Source organism: Agromyces mariniharenae (assembly GCF_008122505.1).
Classification (GTDB): Bacteria; Actinomycetota; Actinomycetes; order Actinomycetales; family Microbacteriaceae; genus Agromyces; species Agromyces mariniharenae.
In genome coordinates this window covers 664,672-685,295 of record NZ_VSSB01000002.1, presented here as the reverse complement: position 1 = coordinate 685,295, position 20,624 = coordinate 664,672, and the positions used below count along the sequence as shown (strand labels likewise).

Here is a 20,624-nt window from a genome sequence, read left to right as displayed (position 1 = left end):
CCGGTCAGCTCGGCCAGGCCTCGGCGATCTCCTGGCGCACCTCGCCGAGGAGCCGCGGCAGGGCCTTCGTGCCCGCGATGATCGGGAAGAAGTTCGCGTCGAGCGCCCACCGCGGAACGATGTGCTGGTGCAGGTGCTCGGCGATGCCCGCCCCCGCGATTCGCCCCTGGTTCATCCCGATGTTGAACCCGTCGCATCGGGAGACCTGCTTCACGACCCGCATGGCCACCTGCGTGAGCTCGCCGATCTCGGCGACCTCCTCGGGCGTCGCCTCGTCGTACGTGGCGATGTGACGGTAGGGGCAGACGAGCAGGTGGCCACTGTTGTAGGGATACAGGTTGAGCAGCACGTAGGCGAGCTTCCCGCGCGCGACGATGAGCGACTGCTCGTCGCTCAGCTCGGGCGCGCGGCAGAACGGGCACGAGTGCTCGTCGGGCTGCTGGCCGTGCTGGATGTAGACGAGCCGATGCGGGGTCCACAGTCGCTGGAACGCGTCGGGCACACCGGCGAGGTCGGCCGCGGCATCCGTCGGGACGCCGTCGAACTCGTCGGCCTGGTACGCGCTCATCCGAACAGGTCGTCCCTCGTGGTCACCTGGCGGCGATCGTCGATCGCCGCGCGGATCCGCTCGATCGCGTCGGCGACCGGCACGCCGTTCTCCTGGGTGCCGTCGCGGAAGCGGAAGCTCACGGTCGCGCCGGCGCGGTCGTTCTCGCCCGCGATGAGCTGGAACGGCACCTTCTGGGTGGTGTGCGTGCGGATCTTCTTCTGCATGCGGTCGTCGCTCGTGTCGAGCTCGGCGCGGACGCCGCCGCGCTGCAGCTGCCGCACGATGTCGCCGAGGTACTCCGCGTGCTCGTCGGCCACCGGGATGCCGATGACCTGCACGGGTGCGAGCCACACGGGGAACGCGCCGGCGTAGTGCTCGGTGAGCACGCCGAAGAACCGCTCGATCGACCCGAACTTCGCCGAGTGGATCATGACCGGCTGCTGGTGGGTGCCGTCGGCCGCGGTGTACTCGAGCCCGAAGCCCGCCGGCTGGTTGAAGTCGTACTGGATGGTCGACATCTGCCAGGTGCGGCCGATCGCGTCGCGCGCCTGCACCGAGATCTTCGGGCCGTAGAACGCGGCGCCGCCCGGGTCGGGCACGAGCTCGAGGCCCGAGGCCTCCGCGACCTCGCGCAGCACGTTCGTGGCCACCTCCCACTGGTCGTCGGTGCCCTTGAACTTGTCGGATGCCGCGTCGCGCGTCGAGAGCTCGAGGTAGAAGTCGTCCAGGCCGAAGTCGCGCAGCAGGCCGAGCACGAAGTCGAGCAGGTGCTTGATCTCCGCCGGAGCCTGTTCGGGAGTGACGTAGCTGTGCGAGTCGTCCTGGGTGAGGCCGCGCACGCGGGTCAGGCCCTGCACCACGCCCGACTTCTCGTAGCGATAGACGGTGCCGAATTCGAAGAACCGCAGCGGCAGCTCGCGGTACGAGCGACCGCGCGACCGGAAGATGAGGTTCTGCATGGGGCAGTTCATCGCCTTCAGGTAGTACTCGCTGTTCTCGAGGTCCATCGGCGGGAACATGGTGTCCTTGTAGTACGGCAGGTGCCCCGACAGCTCGAAGACGTGCGCCTTCGTGATGTGCGGGGTCGACACGTACTGGAACCCCTCCTCGATGTGGCGGCGGCGGACGTAGTCCTCCATCTCGCGCTTGATGATGCCGCCCTTGGGGTGGAACACGGGCAGGCCGCTGCCGATCTCCTCGGGGAACGAGAACAGGTCGAGCTCGGCGCCGAGCTTGCGGTGGTCGCGGCGGGCGGCCTCCTCGAGCCGGTGCTGGTAGGCGCGCAGCTCGTCCTTCGTCGGCCAGGCGGTGCCGTAGATGCGCTGCAGCTGCGGGTTCTTCTCTGAGCCGCGCCAGTACGCAGCCGCCACGCGCATGAGCGCCCACCCGTTGCCGATCATCCGGGTGTTCGGCAGGTGCGGCCCTCGGCAGAGGTCCTTCCAGGCGACGTCGCCGGTCTTCGGGTCGACGTTGTCGTAGATGGTGAGCTCGGCGCCGCCGACCTCGACCGACTCGCTCTCCTCGAACTGCTCGGTGCCGCTTCCGTGGCCCTTCAGCCCGATGAGCTCGAGCTTGTACGGCTCGTCAGCCAGTTCGGCGCGGGCGTCGTCGTCGGCGACGACCCTCCGCACGAACCGCTGCCCCGAGCGGATGATCCGCGCCATCTCCTTGTCGAGGGCCTTGAGGTCCTCGGGGGTGAACGGCTCGGCGACGTCGAAGTCGTAGTAGAAGCCGTCGGTCACCGGCGGGCCGATGCCGAGCTTCGCCTCGGGGTTGACGTTCTGCACGGCCTGCGCGAGCACGTGCGCGGTGGAGTGGCGGAGGATGCTCAGGCCGTCGGGCGAGTCGATCGTGACGGGCTCGACCACGTCGGACTCCGTCACCGTCGTGGCCAGGTCCTTGAGCTCGCCGTTGACGCGCATCGCGACAACGGATCGATCGGTGAAGAGCTCGAAGCCGTCGGCCACTGTGATCCACTCCCTGTGAGTCGAAACGAACCCTTCAACTGTAGTGCGACGCGCCACCCCGGACCGGCCGTGCGGCCCGGTGCCCGCCCTGATGACGCCGGCCGCCCCGGGTCCTAGAGTTTGCCTCATGTTCAGTTCAGATTCCGACGACGGCCGCGGCGACGCGGCCGAGACCGTCGCATTCGCCGAGTTCGAGACCGACCTCACCGCCGAGGACTGGGCCACCAAGCGCCGAGCCGGCGAGCTCGGCCGGGGGCCGATCTTCTGGGCGCCGATCGAGGTGCTCGCGCCCGTCAAGACCGTGGGCAAGGGTCGCACGAACCTCACCCTCATCCGCCCGACGATCCTGCAGACCGACGCCGTCGAGCCGTACGCGGGCTTCGACCTGCGCGAGTCGCCCAACCGGAACCCGGCCGTGTCCGTGCATTTCAATCCCGGCGCGTACGGCGCGACCGGCGTGGGCACCTACGTCTTCACGTTCGCGGTGGAGGCGTACACCCGCACGGCGTTCAGCCCGACGGGGTACGCGGGCAGCGGCACGGTCGACGCGCCCGGGTCGATCCGGTTCAGCGGACGGCGGGTGATCACCATCATCCTGCGCGACGTGCAGCCGGGTCAGGACACCTGGGCCGCCATCGAGCAGACCTCGGGTGAAGCGTGGTCGTGGTTCAGCACGCGGATCAGCCATCCGCCGCTGGTGTTCGACCCGCTTCCCATCAACCCGGGCCCCTGAGTCCGAGTCGGGCGGTGCGCGCCCGCCACGCCTCTGGCGCCACACGCCCGAGGGCGCGCTGAGCCGGGCCGCTTGCAGCCGGAGCACGCAAGCCACCGCGTCCGCATGCCACCGCTTGCAGGCGTTTGCGCCTGATCCTGCAAGAACACGACTTCTCGTCGACAATCCCTCGCAACCCCTTGTGACGCCGCTCCAAGGCGGCATACCCTCGCCTCACTCGCGGCAGATCCGCGGTGTCCGAAGACGTGCACCACCGAGAGGAAACGAGTCGACGATGACGCGTCCCACGATCCCCCTCCCCCCGTCCGTCCCTCGACGGTATCCAGGGCGCGGCCGCACGGCCGTCGCGGCGGCGGCCGCGGCCGCGATCGTCGCCGGAGCCGCACTCGCCGGCCCCGCGGCATCCGCTGCGCCCGCGGCCCCGGTCGTGACGCGTGCGGCGCTCAACCCGGCCCTCGTCGCCGGCCGCGGCGCCGACGTGCCGTTCCTCGAGCAGGAAGCGGAGCGCGCGACGACGAACGGCGAGGTCATCGGGCCCGACCGCACGGCCTACACGCTGCCCGCCGAGGCATCCGGCCGCAGCGCCGTGCGCCTCGACCCGGGCGAGCACGTGGAGTTCACGCTGCCCGCGGCCGCGAACGCGATCACGGTGCGGTACAGCATCCCCGACGCCCCGAACGGCGGCGGCATCACGGCGCCGCTCGAGGTGCGCGTCGACGGCGGCGCGCCGCAGGAGCTGATGCTCACGTCGGAGTACTCGTGGCTCTACAACCAGTACCCGTTCACGAACGACCCGAACGCTGGGCTGCTCCACCCCGACTGGTGGATCACCGAGTGCGGCTGCGTGCCCGGTGAGGGCTACGAGGTGCAGACGCCGTTCCGGCCGATGCACTTCTACGACGAGCAACGGATGCTCCTCGGCGCGACGTATCCCGCCGGCTCCGTCCTCCGGCTCACGGCGCCTGAGGGCACGGATGCCGCGTGGACGGTCATCGACCTGCTGGACTCCGAGCTCGTGGCGCCTCCGACGCCGCAGCCCGCGGCATCCGTCAGCGTGACGAAGTTCGGTGCCGACGCCACCGGCCGCCGCGACGCGGGACCCGCGTTCCGCGCCGCGATCCGGTACGCCCAGCAGCATGACGTCGACGTGTTCATCCCGGCGGGCACGTTCCGCGTCGAGGAGCACCTCATCGTCGACGATGTGACGATCCGCGGTGCCGGCAACTGGCACTCGATCCTGTTCGGCGACGAGGTGGCGCTCAAGAAGCCGACGCCCGACGGCTCGGTGCACACCGGCGTCGGGTTCTACGGCAAGGACGCCGCCGACGGCGGCAGCCGCAACGTGCACCTGTCGGACTTCGCCATCCGCGGCGACGTGCGCGAGCGCATCGACACCGACCAGGTGAACGGCGTCGGCGGCGCGATGAGCGACTCGACCATCGAACGGCTGCACATCGAGCACACCAAGGTCGGCCTGTGGTTCGACGGACCCATGCACGACGTCGTCGTGCGCGACAACATCGTGGTCGACCAGATCGCCGACGCGCTCAACTTCCACACCGGCGTGACCGACTCGCTGGTGGCGGGCAACTTCATCCGGAACACGGGCGACGACGGCCTGGCGATGTGGTCGGAGGGCACGGCGAACGCGCGCAACACCTTCGATCGCAACACGGTGCAGACGCCGACGCTCGCGAACGGCATCGCGATCTACGGCGGCACCGACAACACGGTGTCGAACAACCTCGTCGCCGACCCGATCCGGGAGGGCAGCGGACTGCACGCCGGGTCGCGCTTCGGCGCGGTGCCGTTCACCGGGACCCTCGCGTTCACCGACAACACGACGGTGCGCGCGGGCGGGTACGAGCTCAACTGGAACATCGGCCTCGGCGCGATCTGGTTCTACGCGCTCGACCGCTCGATCGACCAGGCCGACATCCGCGTGTCGGGCGACTTCCTCGACAACACGTACAACGCGATCATGCTCGTGTCCGACTGGCCGGTGAAGGACCAGGTGTCGATCTCGAACGTCCACTTCGAGGACGTCCGAGTCGACGGCACCGGCACCTCGGTCGTGAGCGCACGCGTCGCCGGCTCGGCGTCGTTCGAGAACGTCGACGCGCGGAACGTGGGCGCCGTCGGCGTGAACAACTGCGGCTCGTTCAACTTCACGCCCGCCGGCTCCGAGTTCTCGCTCGTCGACCTCGGGGGGAACGACTCGAGCGGCGTGAACACCACCGGGCCGTGGCTGGCCCCGTGGGAGCTTCCGAACACCATCACGTGCGACGACCGGCCGCCGGTCGTGGCGCCGCCGGCGCCATCGCCGTGGTGACGCGCTGAGCACGGCGGGCCGGATGCCTCGACGGGCGTCCGGCCCGTTCCGCCTGATCGCAAGGGCACCGCCCGCTGATCCGCCGCACCCCAACCGCGTCGTACCGCCCGACCGCGACCGCTTGGGCATTGCAGCGCAGGCGCCTCGGGCATACCGTGTTGCGCATCCGGCGTCCGATGGCGCCGCGCACGAGGAGGTGCGACATGGACCCGCTGTGGTGGATCGCCGGTCTCGGGATCATCGGGATCATCGTCGTGCTGCTGGCCAGGGCCCGACGCAGTTCACGGACACCGTCCGAGGATGCTGCTGCCGAGCGGGCCGCGCACGAGAAGGCCCGCCGCGAGCACGAGGGTCGAGACCGGATCGGGCCCGGTGGAGGAAGCGTCTGACGCGACCGACGAACAGGAACCAAGAGGGGCTGACATCGCCTCCGAAGACACGAAAACCCCCGGAAATCCGGGGGTTTTCGCTGGTGGGCGATACTGGGATCGAACCAGTGACCTCTTCCGTGTCAGGGAAGCGCGCTACCGCTGCGCCAATCGCCCAAGTCGAGAACGGCGTTCTCAGGCTTGGAGGTGGATACGGGATTCGAACCCGTGTATACGGCTTTGCAGGCCGCTGCCTCGCCTCTCGGCCAATCCACCGTGTCTGGGTTCACCACCAAAGAACAGAAGGGGCTTTCGCCCCTGCTGATCAGAGCGGATGACGAGACTCGAACTCGCGACCCTCACCTTGGCAAGGTGATGCGCTACCAACTGCGCCACATCCGCGTTGTCGCTGTTTCGGCGACAGAGAGACTCTAACGGATTCGGTGAACGAATCACAAACCGAGGGGGCCGCATGGCACGTTCGGCCCGGTCATCGCCCGAATCCGTACGTGTTTCCCGGGCGTGTCGAGGCTTCTCCGCGGTCGATTGCGCACCACCCGGCCCGCCGATGTGCATTCGCCGGTTCGGGTCGGCTAGTATCGAATCCGCGGTCACGACGAGATCGGAACCGCATCCCACATGGGCGATTGGCGCAGCTGGTAGCGCGCTTCCTTCACACGGAAGAGGTCGTCGGTTCGAGCCCGGCATCGCCCACCATGAGACCCCCGGTTCGCCGGGGGTCTTCGTCGTTCGGGGCGGCCTCCGCGCACGCATGGCAACCCCGTTGCCGCGGCCTCCCGCCGCGGCTACCGTGACTGGCGCACAGCGCGGCAGCGGTGCCGCGCGCGGACCGCGAGCGGAGGAACCATGACCGGAGAGGTGTCGTTCATCGAGTTCGGCGGGGCGGATGCCATGACCGCGCGTTCGTTCTACGGGAAGCTGTTCGGCTGGTCGTTCGAGACCGGTCCCGGCGGCGACGGGTACGCGATCGAGGGCGTCGGCGTCCCGGCGGGCGTCCACGGCGGCGACGAGGGCGCATCGCCCTACGTCTTCTTCCGCGTCGAGGACCTCGACGCCGCGGTCGCGGAGGTCGTCCGCCTCGGCGGCACGGTCGAAGACCTCCCGGGAGGCGACGACGAGGCGACCGCCGCGATCTTCGGCGAGTTCCGCCTCTGCCGTGACGACCAGGGGTCGCCGTTCGGCCTGCATCGACCGCCGCGCCACTGAGGCGGGCCCGAAGACACGTCGGTCCACCGAGCCGGCACCGGGGCCGGCCGGGCCCGGCACTCGACCGCGCGCCTCAGCGCCAGCCGTACCGCTCGCCGAGCGCGCTCGCGAGCCGTCCGTAGCGGGCCGCGTCCAGCGACGCCGCCTCGCGCCGCATGCCGCCGGCCCGCACCCGGAACACGCGGTCGATGCGGGCCCAGCTCGCCCGGCCCGCGGCATCCCACGCGCCGTCGCCGAGAGCGACGAAGTCGCGGTCGCCGTCGTGCGGCTTGCTCGTCAGCTGCACCGCCAGGAAGTCCCCTCCCCCGGATGCCGCGACGATCGCGACCGGCCGGTCCTTGCCGCGCCCGTCGCGCTCCTCGAACGGCACCCACGTCCAGACGATCTCGCCCGGATCGGGCTCGCCGTCACGCGACGGCGTGTACGCGAGCCGCACGCCCTCCAGGCGCCGAGGATCCACCTCGACCGTGGCCGACGGCCCCGTCTGCCCGGGCGAGAGCAACCCGGTCGAGACCGACGCGGCCGCGCCCGCGGAATCCGTCGACGCCGCCTGCTGCCGCCCGCCGGTGAACGATCGGATGACACGCCCGAGGGCGGTGAGGAAGCGGTTGGTGTCTGGCACACCCGCACACTACCCCACCGCCCTCGCGGTGAATCAGCGTCGTCAGACGGTCTCGAGCTTGTAGCCCTCCTCGCCGTGCACGACCGTGTCGATGCCGGCGATCTCGTCCTCGTTCTTGACCCGGAAGCCGATGGTCTTCTGGATCGCGAAGCCGATGACCCAGGCGAACACGAAGGAGTAGAGCAGCACCGCGATCGCCGCGATGGCCTGCGCCGCGAGCTGCGTGAACTCGCCGCTGTAGATGAGGCCGGTGCCGTTGGCGAAGAAGCCGAGGTAGAGCGTGCCGATGAGGCCGCCGACGAGGTGGATGCCCACCACGTCGAGCGAGTCGTCGAAGCCCCACTTGAACTTCAGGTCGATGGCGACGGCGCAGACGGCACCGGCGAGCAGGCCCAGCACGATCGCCCAGAACGGGGTGAGGAACGCACACGCCGGGGTGATCGCGACGAGGCCGGCGACGGCACCAGAGGCGGCGCCAACCGAGGTCGGCTTGCCGTCCTTGATCTTCTCGACGACGAGCCAGGCCAGGAGTGCCGCGGCCGGAGCGGCGAGCGTGTTGATCCAGGCGAGCGCTGCGGTGCCGTCGGCCGCGAGCTCGGAGCCCGCGTTGAACCCGAACCAGCCGAACCACAGGAGGCCGGCGCCGAGGAGCACGAACGGCGGGTTGTGGGGCACGTGCGCGCCCTTCGAGAAGCCGACGCGCTTACCGAGCACGAGCGCCAGGGCGAGGGCCGCGGCTCCGGCGTTGATGTGCACCGCCGTGCCACCCGCGAAGTCGAGCGCCCCGACACCCAGCCACTCCTGCAGGCCGTAGGTGATCCAGCCGCCGTAGGCGAACGAGCCGTCCTCGGCCAGGCCGAAGTTGAAGACCCAGCTCGCGACCGGGAAGTAGACGATCGTCGCCCAGAGCGCGGCGAAGATCATCCACGCGCCGAACTTGGCGCGGTCGGCGATGGCGCCCGAGACGAGCGCGACCGTGATGATCGCGAAGGTCGCCTGGAAGCCGACGAAGGCGAGCGGCGGGTAGGCCGCGCCCTCGGGCGTCTCGAGGAGGCTCGTCAGGCCGATGGCCGACCAGTCGATGGACCACGGCGCGCTGAGGCCGTCGGCCGACGGGAATGCGATCGCGTATCCGTAGAGCACCCACAGCACGCCGATGAGGCCCATCGCGCCGAAGCTCAGCATCATCATGCTGATGACGCTCTTCGCCTTGACGAGGCCGCCGTAGAAGAACGCGAGCCCAGGGGTCATGAGCAACACGAGTGCTGCTGATATCAGTAGGAACGCGGTGTTGCCTTGATCCATCTCGAACCTCTCTCGGATGCAGGGGTTGGGGAAACCTGTGCGGCCCAGTCTCATGACGGGACGTTTCGAGAGGGATCGTCTTGTGTTTCGCGTTCGTTACGGCATGGGCCGCTCGCGTAAACAGCGTGTTTCGGCGCGCCGGGCAGGCGATGTGAATCGTGGTCCGCCGGGAATGCGGTCGCAGGTGCGAATCGCGATGACGGATGCCGCGGCGCGGGTGTCGACGACGCGCGGATGCCGCGGCATCCGCGTCGCCGGAAGGCCGGGCGGGTGCGTCGGCTCAGTCGTGCGGCGGCAGCTCGCCCGTGGTGAGCGCGATCATGCGGCTCATCGCGCGCAGGTACTTCTTGCGGTAGCCGCCGGCCATCATCTCGTCGTCGAACACCTGGTCGAGCGGGAGCCCGCTCGCGAGGATCGGGACCTCGGCGTCGTAGACGCGGTCGATGAATGCCACGAGGCGCAGGGCGGCGTTCTGGTTCGAGAGCTGGTGCACGCCCTCGAGGCCGATGAACTCGACGCCCTCGATGAGCTTGATGTACTTCGACGGGTGCACGGTCGCCAGGTGCGCGATGAGGTCGTCGAACCCGTCGAGGGAGACCGCGTGGCCGCGGGCGGCGAGCGCTTCGGTCGCGTGGGCGACTGCGGTGTCGTCGGCCAGCGCCTCGGCGTGCCCCTCGGTGTCGCGGCGGCGGTAGTCGAGCCCGTCGATGCGCAGCGTCTCGAAGTTCGAGGAGAGCGCGTGGATCTCGCGGAGGAAGTCGGAGGCCGCGAACCGGCCCTCGCCGAGCGCGTTCGGCGGCGTGTTCGAGGTCGCGGCCACGCGCGTGCCGCCGGCCATCAGCTCGCCGAGGAAGCGCGTCATGAGCATGGTGTCGCCCGGGTCGTCGAGCTCGAACTCGTCGATGCAGACGAGGCGGGCGCCGCGCAGCAGCTCGACCGCCTTGGCGTAGCCGAGGGCGCCGACGAGCGCGGTGTACTCGATGAACGTGCCGAAGTACTTCGGACCGTGCGCGACGTGCCAGAGCGCCGCGAGGAGGTGCGTCTTGCCGACGCCGAAGCCGCCGTCGAGGTAGACGCCGGGGAGCTCGATGCGAGCCGGTCGCTTGCGGGAGAAGAATCCGCCGGGGCGCTGCGCGGCGCGCCAGGCGCCGGCGAACTCGTTCAGCCGGTCCAGTGCCGCCTGCTGCGACGGGTAGTCGGGGTCGGGCCGATAGGATTCGAAGGACGCGTGCTCGAACTGCGGCGGCGGCACCAGCTCCGAGGCGATCTCCGCGGCCGAGATCGACGGATTCCGCTCGACGAGGCGGATGAGGGCATGGCTCGCTGCCGTGGTCATGCTGGAGGGACTCCCGTATTGCACCGGATGACGGGCATGCTGACTTCCACCCGCACGCCGCGTAGATTCGAGGTGGACAGGTAACCAGCCTAGTCCGCTCCCCCGCTCACCCCGTCTGACCCGACGCTCCCAGGAGGTTCCCCATGCCCGCCGAGTTCGACTCCGCTGCCAAGTTCGCCGAGTACGCCCACCCCGAGCGTCTCGTCACCACCGACTGGCTCGCCGAGCGGCTGGGCCAACCGGGTCTCGTGGTCGTCGAGTCCGACGAAGACGTGCTGCTGTACGAGACCGGCCACATCCCGGGTGCCGTCAAGGTCGACTGGCACACCGACCTCAACGACCCCGTCGTGCGCGACTACATCGACGGCGAGCAGTTCGCCGCGCTGCTCGGCTCGAAGGGCATCTCGCGCGACACGACGGTCGTCATCTACGGCGACAAGAACAACTGGTGGGCCGCCTACGCGCTCTGGGTGTTCACGCTCTTCGGCCACGAGGACGTGCGCCTCCTCGACGGCGGCCGCGACCTCTGGATCGCCGAGGGCCGCGAGCTGACGACCGACGTCCCCGTGGTGGGCCTCGTCGACTACCCCGTGGTCGAGCGCGACGACAGCGTCGTCCGGGCCTTCAAGGACGACGTGCTCGCCCACTTCGGCAACCCGCTCATCGACGTCCGCTCCCCCGAGGAGTACAACGGCGAGCGCACGAGCGCCCCCGCCTACCCCGAGGAGGGCGCGCTGCGCGCCGGCCACATCCCCACCGCGGCATCCGTGCCCTGGGCCCGTGCCGCCGCGACCGACGGCACCTTCAAGACGCGTGAGGAGCTCGACGCGATCTACCGCGGCGAGGCCGGGCTGCAGGACGGCGACGACGTGATCGCGTACTGCCGCATCGGCGAGCGTTCGAGCCACACGTGGTTCGTGCTCACCCACCTGCTCGGCTTCGAGAAGGTGCGCAACTACGACGGCTCGTGGACCGAGTGGGGCAGCGCGGTGCGCGTGCCGATCGTCTCGGGCGCCGAGCGCGGCGAGGTCCCCACCCGCTAGTCGACCTCCCCGATCCGCTCGGGGAGCCGGGCGGGCGAGCTCGTGCGTCCGAGATGGGAGAATGGAACCGATGGACGCCACGACCCTCCCCGCCCCGCTCGCCGAGACCCGCGAGGACTTCCTCGCGCTCGGCGTCAAGGACCGGCTGCAGCTGCTGCTCGAGTTCTCGAACGAGCTGCCCGAGCTGCCCGAGCGGTATCGCGACCACCCCGACCTCCTCGAGAAGGTCGAGGAGTGCCAGTCGCCGGTCTACATCTTCGTCGAGGTCGTCGACGGTCACGTGCACCTGCACGCGACGGCGCCGGCCGAATCGCCAACCACGCGCGGCTTCGCCTCGATCCTGGTGCAGGGCCTCGACGGGCTCACGGTCGACGAGGTGCTCGACGTGCCCGCCGACTACCCGCAGTCGCTCGGCCTCGCCGAGGCCGTGTCCCCGCTCCGGGTGCGGGGCATGACCGGCATGCTCGGTCGTGTGAAGCGCCAAGTGCACGAGCGCGTCGCCGCCTGACGCGATCGGATGCCGCAGCAGCGCGCCGCGGCATCCGCCGCCCTGTGCCTGCGTCGGGCCGTCTAGCCCGTGATCTCGGCCTCGTCGGCCAGTCGGCGCGCGTCGAGCGAGCTGCGCTCGAGCCAGCCCCGCACGAGGCCCGTCCAGCGCTCGGGGTCGTGGTTCCACAGCTTCGTGTGGCGGGCGCCCTCGAACTCCTCGAACTGCACGAGGTCGGGTCGCGCTGCGGCGAGGCGGCGCGAGCCGTCGATCGGCACGAAGCCGTCGTCGACGCTGTGCATGAGCAGGATCGGGACCGGAAGCTCCTCGGCGCGCGCGACGGGATCGAGGTCGTCGACGTCGATGGGCGCGGCCACGCCCGTCAGCCCGCCGCTCCACGGACCTCCGAGGACGCGGGCCACCGCGTCGCCGAGACCGCGTGGGAAGCCGAGCGCCTGGCCTTGGAAGCGGAGGATGTCCACCCAGTCGATCGCGGGCGAGTCGAGGATGAGCCCGACGAGCCGCTCGCGGACGGCGGCCGAGCGCAGCACGGCCTGCAGCGCGATCGCGCCGCCCATCGACCAGCCCATGAGCACGATCCGCTCGGCGCCGTGGTCCTCCGCGAAGCGCACGGCGGCGACCACGTCGGCCCATTCGGTGCCGCCGAGGCCGTAGCGGCGGTCCTCGCTCTCGGGCGCCTCGCCGTCGTTGCGATACGACATGAGGAGCGAGTTCCAGCCCGCCTCCCTGACGGGATCCACCGCGCGCAGCGCCTCCTGGCGCTTCGCGCCGCGCCCGTGCACCTGGATGACCCAGCGGTCCGTCGGCGTTGCCGCGGGCACGAACCACGCCGGGGCCGGCCCGAGCGGGGTGTCGACCACCACGTTCTCGTACTCGTGCCCGAGCTCCCACGGCCCGAGATGGTACCACCCGCTGACCCGGCCGTGCCCGGCCCGGTCGAGCCGTCCGAAGTCGACGGACTCGACGCGCCGGCGCACGACGCGCTCGTCCTCGTCGATCACGTCGCCCAGCCGCGCGTAGCCCGAGTCGTGCTCGAACCAGAGGCCGTAACTGCCGCGCATGCGCGTCTCGTCGGATGCCGCGAGCACGACCTCGCCCGCGGCGAGGTCGACGCCGACGATGCGCTCCTCGTCGGGCCGCGTCGTGGGCGGGATCACCACTCGCCGGGCGTACGCCACGGTGACCACCGCGGCGGCGGCCGCGACGGCCGCAGTGAGCATCCCGACGGCCACTGCGGCGACTCCGAGCGTTCCGACTGCGCCGGTGCGTCGACCCATCCGTGCCCTCCCTCGCGAAGGTGTCGTCCGTCTGGCATGCGATGCGGCGTGCCGCCGACATGACCCCTGTTCGAGAGCCTAGTCTGCACTCGTGCCCGACTCCTCGCCGCATCGGCCTGCCGAGTTCGAGGCCGCACTCGAGGCCTTGCGAGCGGCCTCGCTGCGGCCCGAGCTGCGCGTGTCGGAGATCCCCGCGCCAGGCTCGCTCGCACCTTGGGCGGTGGCGCTGTCGGCCGACGTCGCTCCCAGTCGTCACGGCGACGACTCCGACCTCGGCACCGGGCGCTTCGTGCTGCTCTACGACCCCGACGAGCCCGAGGCATGGGGCGGACGCTTCCGGGTCGTGTGCTTCGCGCAGGCTCCACTCGAGACCGACATCGGCCTCGACCCGTTCCTGGCGGATGTCGCATGGTCGTGGCTCGTCGACGCGCTCGATGCACGCGGCGCCCGGTACATCGCGGCCTCCGGCACTGCGACCAAGATCCTGTCCACCGGATTCGGCGAGCTTGCCCGCCAGGGCGACGGCGCGCAGATCGAGGTGCGGGCCTCCTGGACGCCCCTCGATGCCGCCGTGGGCCCGCATGTGGAAGGCTGGGGAGAGTTGTTGTGCATGCTCGCGGGGCTGCCGCCTCGATCCGAGGGGGTGACCGCCCTGCCCCGACGGAGGACCAAGCGTGGATGAATTCCGGGTGATCGAGTCGCCCGCCGACTTCGAGGACGCGGTGCGGCGACTCGCCGACGGCGAGGGTCCCGTCGCGGTCGACGCCGAGCGCGCGAGCGGATTCCGCTACTCGCAGCGCGCTTACCTCATCCAGATGTACCGCCGCGGCTCGGGCACGTTCCTGTTCGACCCGCCGCAGATCCCCGACTTCACCGCGCTCGAGGACGCCGTCCACGCCGAGGAGTGGGTGCTGCACGCCGCGAGCCAGGACCTCGCCTGCCTGCGCGAGGTCGGGCTCGACCCCGACCACATCTTCGACACCGAACTCGCCGCCAGGCTGCTCGGGATGCCCCGTGTCGGCCTGGCCTCGGTCGTCGAGGAGCTGCTCGGCATCAAGCTCGCGAAGGAGCACTCGGCCGCCGACTGGTCGACCCGGCCGCTGCCGCAGTCATGGCTGACGTATGCCGCGCTCGACGTCGAGCTCCTCGTCGACGTGCGCGACCGCCTGGCAGAGCGCCTCGAGGAATCCGGCAAGGCCGTCCTCGCCGGCCAGGAGTTCGCCGCGGTGCTCACCCGCGAGGCGAAGCCGGCGGCCGCCGAGCCGTGGCGACGCCTCTCCGGCATCCACGGGCTGCGCAACCCGCGCAACCTCGCCGTCGCACGCGAGCTGTGGCTCGCACGCGACGCCCGGGCGGCCGAACTCGACGTCGCGCCGGGTCGCATGGTGCCCGATGCCTCGATCCTCGCCGTCGCCAAGGCGATGCCGCAGTCCCGCCGCGCCCTGGCCGACCTCCGGGAGTTCACGGGCCGTGCGAGCCGCTCCGAGCTCGACCGCTGGTGGACCGCCGTCGAGACCGGCCTCGCGACGAACCAGCTCCCCGCCGTGCGCGTGCCCAGCGACTCGCCGCCGCCGCCGCGGGCGTGGGCCATGCGCAACCCCGAAGCGGACGCGAGGCTCCGGCTCGCGAAGGACGGCGTCGCCGAGGTCGCCGAGCGGCTCGAGATGCCGGTCGAGAACCTGCTGACGCCCGACCACCTGCGTCGCGTCGCCTGGCAGCCGCCCGCCGAGTCCGGCGCGGCCGGGGTCGCGGCAGCGCTCGCGGCCCTCGGTGCGCGCCCGTGGCAGGTTGCGGAAACCGCACAGATCATCGCCGACGCCTTTGTGGAGGCGTCACAATCGGTGCAGGACGCCGCCAGCGGCGGATCGTAGGTTCCGTCAACCGATTCCGCCCCCTCTCCGAAGCGTTCCTAGGATCGAAGCATCCTCTGATCGAAACGGAGCTGCAGCGTGGCTGAACGAGCTGATGTCGTGTTCGTCGACGGGGTCCGCACCCCGTTCGGACGAGCCGGCGACAAGGGCATGTACTGGAACACGAGGGCCGACGACCTCGCCGTGAAGGCGATCACCGGACTCCTCGAGCGCAACCCGAACCTGCCCAAGGAACGCGTCGACGACGTGGCCATCGCCGCCACGACGCAGACCGGCGACCAAGGCCTCACGCTCGGCCGCACCGCCGCGATCCTCGCGGGACTCCCCCTCAGCGTGCCGGGCTTCGCCATCGACCGCATGTGCGCCGGCGCCATGACCGCCGTGACCACCACGGGCGCGGGCATCGGCTTCGGCCAGTACGACGTCGTCATCGCCGGCGGCGTGGAGCACATGGGACGCCACCCGATGGGCCTCGACGCCGACCCCAACCCGCGGTTCCTGGCCGAGAAGCTCGTCAACCCCGACGCCCTCAACATGGGCACGACCGCCGAGCGACTGCACGACCGGTTCCCCGAGCTCACCAAGGAGCGCAGCGACCGCTTCGGCATGCGCAGCCAGCAGAAGCTGCAGGCCGCCTACGACGCCGGGCACATCCAGCCCGACCTCGTGCCCGTGGCCCTGCGCACCCCCGAGGGCTGGGGCCTCGCGACCGAAGACGAGGGACGTCGTCCCGAGACCACGATGGAGGGCCTCGCGACCCTCAAGACCCCGTTCCGCCCGCACGGTCGCGTGACGGCGGGCAACGCGTCGCCGCTCACCGACGGCGCCACGGCCGCCATCCTGGCGAGCTCGGATGCCGCGAAGGAGCTCGGCCTCTCGGTCAAGATGCGCATGGTGAGCTTCGGCTTCGCCGGCGTCGAGCCCGAGGTGATGGGCATCGGCCCGATCCCGTCGACCGAGAAGGCGCTCAAGAACGCCGGCCTCACGATCGACGACATCGGACTGTTCGAGCTCAACGAGGCGTTCGCCGTGCAGGTGCTGAGCTTCCTCGACCACTTCGGCATCGACGACGAGGATCCGCGCGTCAACCCGTGGGGCGGCGCGATCGCGATCGGCCACCCGCTCGCCGCGTCGGGCGTCCGCCTCATGCTGCAGCTCGCCCGCCAGTTCGAACAGCACCCCGAGGTGCGCTACGGCCTCACCGCCATGTGCGTCGGCCTCGGCCAGGGCGGCAGCGTCATCTGGGAGAACCCGCACCACAAGCGCTACGGAAAGGGCCGCTGAGCGACATGACCGACTACTCGAAGATCGACTTCTCCGAGCTTGCGGCCGCGTTCGCCGACGACGAGGTCGTCACGCACTCGTACGTCCGCGACATCCGCCTGCCCTCGGGCCGCACGCTCGCGCTCATCACGCTCGACAACGACCGCGACCACACGCGCCCCTCGACGCTCGGTCCCGTGACGATGCTCGAGCTCGGCGAACGGCTCGACGAGCTGCAGGCGCGGGCTGCGGCCGGCGAGATCCAGGCCGTCGCGATCACCGGCAAGCCGTACTTCCTCGCCGCGGGCGCCGACCTCTCGAAGGTCGGCGAGATCCCGAGCCGGGACATGGCGCTGAAGATGGGCCAGCTCGGCCACATGGTCTTCGGCAAGCTCGGCGAGCTCGGGGTTCCGTCGTTCACGTTCATCAACGGGCTCGCCCTCGGCGGCGGCCTCGAGGTCGCGCTGAACTCGGACTACCGCACCGTGGATGCCTCGGCGCCGGCCATCGCCCTGCCCGAGGTCTTCCTCGGCATCGTGCCGGCGTGGGGCGGCGCCTACCTCCTGCCGAACCTGATCGGCATCGAGAACGCCCTGCGCGTGGTCGTCGAGAACCCGCTGAAGAACAACCGCATGCTGAAGGCGAAGGACGCCCTCGACCTGGGCATCGCCGACGCGATGTTCTCGCCGGTGAACTTCCTCGAGGACTCGCTGAAGTGGGCCGACGGCGTGCTCGGCGGCAAGATCGACGTCAAGCGCCCCAACGTTCCCGGCAAGCTCGAGCGGCTCGCCAAGTGGGACATCGCGATCAACATCGCCCGCAAGAGCCTCGAGGGCAAGATCGGCACGACCGCGAAGTCGCCGTACGTCGCGCTCGACCTGCTGAAGGCCGCGAAGGGCGGCACGAAGGCCGAGGCGTTCGCCCGCGAGGACGAGGCGCTCGCCGACCTCGTGGCCGGCGACCAGTTCGTGGCGTCGATCTACGCGTTCAACCTCGTGCAGAAGCGCGCGAAGAAGCCGGCGGGCGCGCCCGCCAAGGAACTCGCGCGCAAGGTCACCAAGGTCGGCATCATCGGCGCCGGGCTCATGGCGAGCCAGTTCGCGCTGCTCTTCGTGCGTCGGCTCCAGATCCCGGTCGTCATCACCGACCTCGACCAGGCGCGCGTCGACAAGGGCATCGCGTACATCCACGACGAGATCGGCACCCTCGAGCAGAAGGGTCGCATCGACGCCGACGAGGCCAACCGCCTCCGCGCGCTCGTGAGCGGCACGACCGACAAGGCCGACTTCGCGGACTGCGACTGGGTCATCGAGGCCGTCTTCGAGGACCTCGCCGTCAAGCAGCAGGTGTTCGCCGAGGTCGAGCCGTTCCTCTCCGAGTCCGCGATCCTCGCGACGAACACCTCGTCGCTCTCGGTCGAGCAGATCGGCGCGAAGCTCGCCCACCCCGAGCGCGTCGTCGGCTTCCATTTCTTCAACCCGGTGGCGATCATGCCGCTCCTCGAGATCGTGAAGGCCCCGGCCACCGATGACGCGACGCTCGCCACGGCGTTCGCCGTCGCCGCGAAGCTGAAGAAGAGCGCCGTGCTCACCGCCGACGCTCCCGGCTTCGTCGTGAACCGCCTGCTCGCCAAGGTCATGGGCGAGGCGGCGCGCGCGGTCGACGAGGGCACCCCGGTGCCGGTCGTCGAGCGGGCGCTCGCGCCGATCGGCCTGCCGATGGGCCCGTTCGAGCTCATCGACCTGGTCGGCTGGGCCGTCGCTGCCCACGTGCAGGACACCATGGTGCGCGAGTTCCCCGACCGGTTCTACTCGTCGGAGAACCTGCACGCGCTTGCCGAGCTCGGCGGCCCCGTCGTCGAGAAGGACAAGCACGGCAAGGTCACCGACCTCACGAAGGACGCGAAGAGGGCGATCACCGTCGGCAAGAAGCCCGTCGACGAGACGACCATCCTGCGTCGCGTCGAGGACGAACTCGCCCGCGAGATCAAGCTCATGCTCGACGAGGGCGTCGTCGCGGCGGCCGAGGACATCGACCTGTGCCTCATCCTCGGCGCGGGCTGGCCCTTCCAGGCAGGCGGGGCGACCCCCTACCTCGACCGGGTCGGTGCCTCCGAGCGCGCCTTCGGCGACACGTTCCACCACCCGGCCATCCGGGGCGTCGGCTCGAAGCAGGCCGCGGCGGTCGCGTAGCGGCATCCGTCGTCTCGAACGGCCCTCGGCACTCGCCGGGGGCCGTTCGCGTCACACGCGCGGCTGCGAACCCGTGTCGCTCGAGACGTGCTCGAGGCCCGCGCCGCGCGCGTGCGGCAGCTTGGAGCCGAGCACCATCGCGGTCACGTCGCGCGCGATGTGCTGCGGGGTGAGGCCGACGCGCTCGAGGATGTCGCCGCGCGAGCCGTGCTCGAGGAACTCGTCGGGCAGGCCGATCTCGGTCACCGCGGTGTCGACGTCGGCCTCGCGCAGGTCCTGGCGGATGCGCGTGCCGATGCCGCCGACGCGGATCCCGTCTTCCAGGCTCACGACGATGCGGTGCTCTCGTGCGAGGTCGATGACGCTGCGCGGCACGGGCACGACCCAGCGCGGGTCGACGACGGTGGCGCCGATCCCCTGCGCCTCGAGGCGCTCGGCGACCTGGAGTCCGATGCCGGCCATCGGGCCGACCGTGACGAGCAGCACGTCCTTGCGCGCGGACTCGGCGAGCACGTCGACGCCGTCGTCGGTGCGGCGGATCGCGTCGTAGTCGACCCCGACCGTGCCCTTCGGGAAGCGCAGCACCGTGGGTGCGTCGTCGACTGCGACGGCCTCGGCCAGCTCTTCGGCGAGGCGAACCGAGTCGCGAGGGGCGGCGATGCGGATGCCGGGAACGACCTGCAGGATCGAGAGGTCCCAGACACCGTGGTGGCTCGGGCCGTCGGGGCCGGTGACGCCGGCGCGGTCGAGCACGAACGTGACGCCGGCCTTGTGCAGCGCGACATCCATCAGCACCTGGTCGAACGCCCGGTTGATGAACGTCGCGTACACGGCGACGACGGGGTGGAGGCCGCCGAACGCGAGGCCGGCCGCCGAGGTCGCGGCGTGCTGCTCGGCGATGCCGACGTCGAACACGCGGTTCGGGAAGCGCTCGGCCATGCGGTGCAGGCCGGTGGGCCGGAGCATCGCCGCGGTGATGCCGACGAGGCGCTCGTCGTGCTCGGCGAGCCGCACGAGCTCGTCGGCGAACACGCTCGTCCACGACGGCGCCGACGCCTTCTCGAGTGACTCCCCCGTCTCGGGGTCGATCTGGCCGACGGCGTGGAACTGGTCGGCGATGTCGCGACGCGCGGGCTCGTAGCCGCGGCCCTTGTCGGTGATCGCGTGCACGATGACGGGCGCGCCGTAGTCCTTCGCCTGACGGAGCGCCTCCTCCATGGCGCGCTCGTCGTGGCCGTCGACGGGCCCCAGGTACTTGATGTCGAGGTTCGAGTAGAGCGCCTCGTTGCCCGTGAAGCGGCTGAGGAAGCCGTGCAGGCCGCCGCGGACACCGCGGTAGAAGGCCCGCGCGGGGCCGCCCAGCCGATCGGCGGCCCGGCTGCTCGAGAGATGCAGGTTGCGGTAGGTCTGCTTGGTGCGCACCGCGCTCAGGAACCGGCCCATGCCGCCGATCGTGGGCGCGTAGGAGCGGCCGTTGTCGTTGACGATGACGATGAGCTTGCGGGTGTTGTCGTCGGAGATGTTGTTGAGCGCCTCCCACGTCATTCCGCCCGTGAGCGCGCCGTCGCCGACCACGGCGACGACGTGCCGGTGGTCCTGCCCGGTCATCTCGAACGCCTTCGAGATGCCGTCGGCCCACGAGAGCGAGCTCGACGCGTGCGAGCTCTCGACGATGTCGTGCTCGGACTCCGACCGCTGGGGGTAGCCGGCGAGCCCGCCGGTCTTGCGCAGCGTCGAGAGGTCGCGACGACCCGTGAGGAGCTTGTGCACGTACGACTGGTGCCCGGTGTCGAACACGATCGCGTCGCGAGGCGAGTCGAACACCCGGTGGATCGCGATCGTCATCTCCACGACGCCGAGGTTCGGCCCGAGGTGACCGCCCGTCTTCGACACGGATGCCACGAGGTACTCGCGGATCTCCGTCGCGAGCTGCTCGAGCTGCTCGTGACTCAGCGCGTCGAGGTCGCGCGGTCCCGAGATGTTCTCGAGCAGGGTCATCGGAACCGCCTTTCCCACGCCCCGGTAGGGCG

General features: G+C 70.6%; 17 protein-coding genes and 4 tRNA genes. 11 read left to right on the top strand and 10 right to left on the bottom strand.

The window, feature by feature from the left end:
• Positions 1-4: 4 nt before the first annotated feature.
• Both FYC51_RS16490 and thrS read right to left on the bottom strand, forming a co-directional pair.
• A complete protein-coding gene (locus FYC51_RS16490; protein WP_148734852.1) occupies positions 5-568 on the bottom strand; it encodes an HIT family protein in 564 nt (187 codons plus the stop codon).
• Positions 565-2,472 carry a threonine--tRNA ligase gene (thrS, locus tag FYC51_RS16485; RefSeq protein WP_238476480.1) on the bottom strand — a complete coding sequence of 636 codons (1,908 nt, stop codon included), beginning with the start codon at positions 2,470-2,472 and terminating at the stop codon, positions 565-567. Before thrS ends, FYC51_RS16490 begins: the two co-directional genes overlap by 4 nt.
• Before the next feature lie 172 nt (positions 2,473-2,644).
• Between thrS and FYC51_RS16480 the strand changes: the two genes are divergently transcribed.
• The 3 genes from FYC51_RS16480 to FYC51_RS16470 all read left to right on the top strand — a co-directional run bounded on the left by FYC51_RS16480 (position 2,645) and on the right by FYC51_RS16470 (position 5,971).
• Positions 2,645-3,250 (top strand): hypothetical protein, encoded by a 606-nt coding sequence (locus FYC51_RS16480; protein ID WP_148734850.1) that lies wholly within the window; start codon positions 2,645-2,647, stop codon positions 3,248-3,250.
• Between the two features lie 274 nt (positions 3,251-3,524).
• The gene (locus tag FYC51_RS16475) at positions 3,525-5,582 is read left to right on the top strand and encodes a glycosyl hydrolase family 28-related protein (protein WP_148734849.1); all 2,058 of its coding nucleotides are present in this window, start codon (positions 3,525-3,527) and stop codon (positions 5,580-5,582) included.
• A 203-nt stretch (positions 5,583-5,785) separates the two neighbouring features.
• A complete protein-coding gene (locus tag FYC51_RS16470; RefSeq protein WP_148734848.1) occupies positions 5,786-5,971 on the top strand; it encodes a hypothetical protein in 186 nt (61 codons plus the stop codon).
• 81 nt (positions 5,972-6,052) lie between these two features.
• Here the strand turns inward: FYC51_RS16470 and FYC51_RS16465 are convergent.
• The 3 genes from FYC51_RS16465 to FYC51_RS16455 form a co-directional block, all read right to left on the bottom strand.
• Positions 6,053-6,127 (bottom strand) — tRNA-Val (locus FYC51_RS16465).
• A 25-nt stretch (positions 6,128-6,152) separates the two neighbouring features.
• Positions 6,153-6,226, bottom strand: a tRNA-Cys gene (locus FYC51_RS16460).
• A gap of 53 nt (positions 6,227-6,279) precedes the next feature.
• A tRNA-Gly gene (locus FYC51_RS16455) sits at positions 6,280-6,352 on the bottom strand.
• Positions 6,353-6,591: 239 nt separating this feature from the next.
• Between FYC51_RS16455 and FYC51_RS16450 the strand changes: the two genes are divergently transcribed.
• Positions 6,592-6,667: transfer RNA gene (locus FYC51_RS16450), tRNA-Val, on the top strand.
• 150 nt (positions 6,668-6,817) lie between these two features.
• The gene (locus FYC51_RS16445) at positions 6,818-7,177 is read left to right on the top strand and encodes a VOC family protein (protein WP_148734847.1); all 360 of its coding nucleotides are present in this window, start codon (positions 6,818-6,820) and stop codon (positions 7,175-7,177) included.
• Between the two features lie 73 nt (positions 7,178-7,250).
• On the opposite strand, the gene FYC51_RS16440 is transcribed toward FYC51_RS16445, so the two are convergent.
• The 3 genes from FYC51_RS16440 to zapE form a co-directional block, all read right to left on the bottom strand.
• Positions 7,251-7,799, bottom strand: coding sequence for a type II toxin-antitoxin system PemK/MazF family toxin (locus FYC51_RS16440; protein WP_222863297.1), 549 nt, complete (start codon positions 7,797-7,799; stop codon positions 7,251-7,253).
• A gap of 42 nt (positions 7,800-7,841) precedes the next feature.
• Positions 7,842-9,104: an ammonium transporter gene (locus FYC51_RS16435; RefSeq protein ID WP_148734846.1), complete on the bottom strand. Its 1,263-nt coding sequence runs from the start codon at positions 9,102-9,104 to the stop codon at positions 7,842-7,844.
• A 280-nt stretch (positions 9,105-9,384) separates the two neighbouring features.
• On the bottom strand, positions 9,385-10,440 hold the full coding sequence (gene zapE, locus FYC51_RS16430; RefSeq protein WP_148734845.1) for a cell division protein ZapE: 1,056 nt from the start codon (positions 10,438-10,440) through the stop codon (positions 9,385-9,387).
• A 143-nt stretch (positions 10,441-10,583) separates the two neighbouring features.
• Here zapE and FYC51_RS16425 point away from each other — a divergent pair, with 143 nt between their 5' ends.
• Together FYC51_RS16425 and FYC51_RS16420 are read left to right on the top strand one after the other, a co-directional pair.
• Complete coding sequence (locus tag FYC51_RS16425) at positions 10,584-11,483, top strand: sulfurtransferase (protein ID WP_148734844.1); 900 nt, start codon at positions 10,584-10,586, stop codon at positions 11,481-11,483.
• Between the two features lie 70 nt (positions 11,484-11,553).
• Positions 11,554-11,991: a SufE family protein gene (locus FYC51_RS16420; RefSeq protein WP_148734843.1), complete on the top strand. Its 438-nt coding sequence runs from the start codon at positions 11,554-11,556 to the stop codon at positions 11,989-11,991.
• A 62-nt stretch (positions 11,992-12,053) separates the two neighbouring features.
• Here the strand turns inward: FYC51_RS16420 and FYC51_RS16415 are convergent, their stop codons facing one another.
• Positions 12,054-13,268, bottom strand: coding sequence for an alpha/beta hydrolase family protein (locus FYC51_RS16415; RefSeq protein ID WP_148734842.1), 1,215 nt, complete (start codon positions 13,266-13,268; stop codon positions 12,054-12,056).
• A gap of 91 nt (positions 13,269-13,359) precedes the next feature.
• Between FYC51_RS16415 and FYC51_RS16410 the strand changes: the two genes are divergently transcribed.
• From FYC51_RS16410 to FYC51_RS16395, 4 genes are all read left to right on the top strand, one after another.
• Positions 13,360-13,950: a DUF3000 domain-containing protein gene (locus FYC51_RS16410; protein ID WP_148734841.1), complete on the top strand. Its 591-nt coding sequence runs from the start codon at positions 13,360-13,362 to the stop codon at positions 13,948-13,950.
• A complete protein-coding gene (locus FYC51_RS16405; protein WP_148734840.1) occupies positions 13,943-15,139 on the top strand; it encodes a ribonuclease D in 1,197 nt (398 codons plus the stop codon). Before FYC51_RS16410 ends, FYC51_RS16405 begins: the two co-directional genes overlap by 8 nt.
• Positions 15,140-15,217: 78 nt before the next feature.
• A complete protein-coding gene (locus tag FYC51_RS16400; RefSeq protein WP_148734839.1) occupies positions 15,218-16,423 on the top strand; it encodes a thiolase family protein in 1,206 nt (401 codons plus the stop codon).
• Between the two features lie 5 nt (positions 16,424-16,428).
• On the top strand, positions 16,429-18,594 hold the full coding sequence (locus tag FYC51_RS16395) for a 3-hydroxyacyl-CoA dehydrogenase NAD-binding domain-containing protein (protein WP_148734838.1): 2,166 nt from the start codon (positions 16,429-16,431) through the stop codon (positions 18,592-18,594).
• Positions 18,595-18,645: 51 nt separating this feature from the next.
• Here FYC51_RS16395 and dxs read toward each other — a convergent pair whose 3' ends face one another.
• Positions 18,646-20,592, bottom strand: a complete 1,947-nt coding sequence (gene dxs / locus FYC51_RS16390; RefSeq protein ID WP_148734837.1) for a 1-deoxy-D-xylulose-5-phosphate synthase — start codon at positions 20,590-20,592, stop codon at positions 18,646-18,648.
• Positions 20,593-20,624 lie beyond the last annotated feature (32 nt).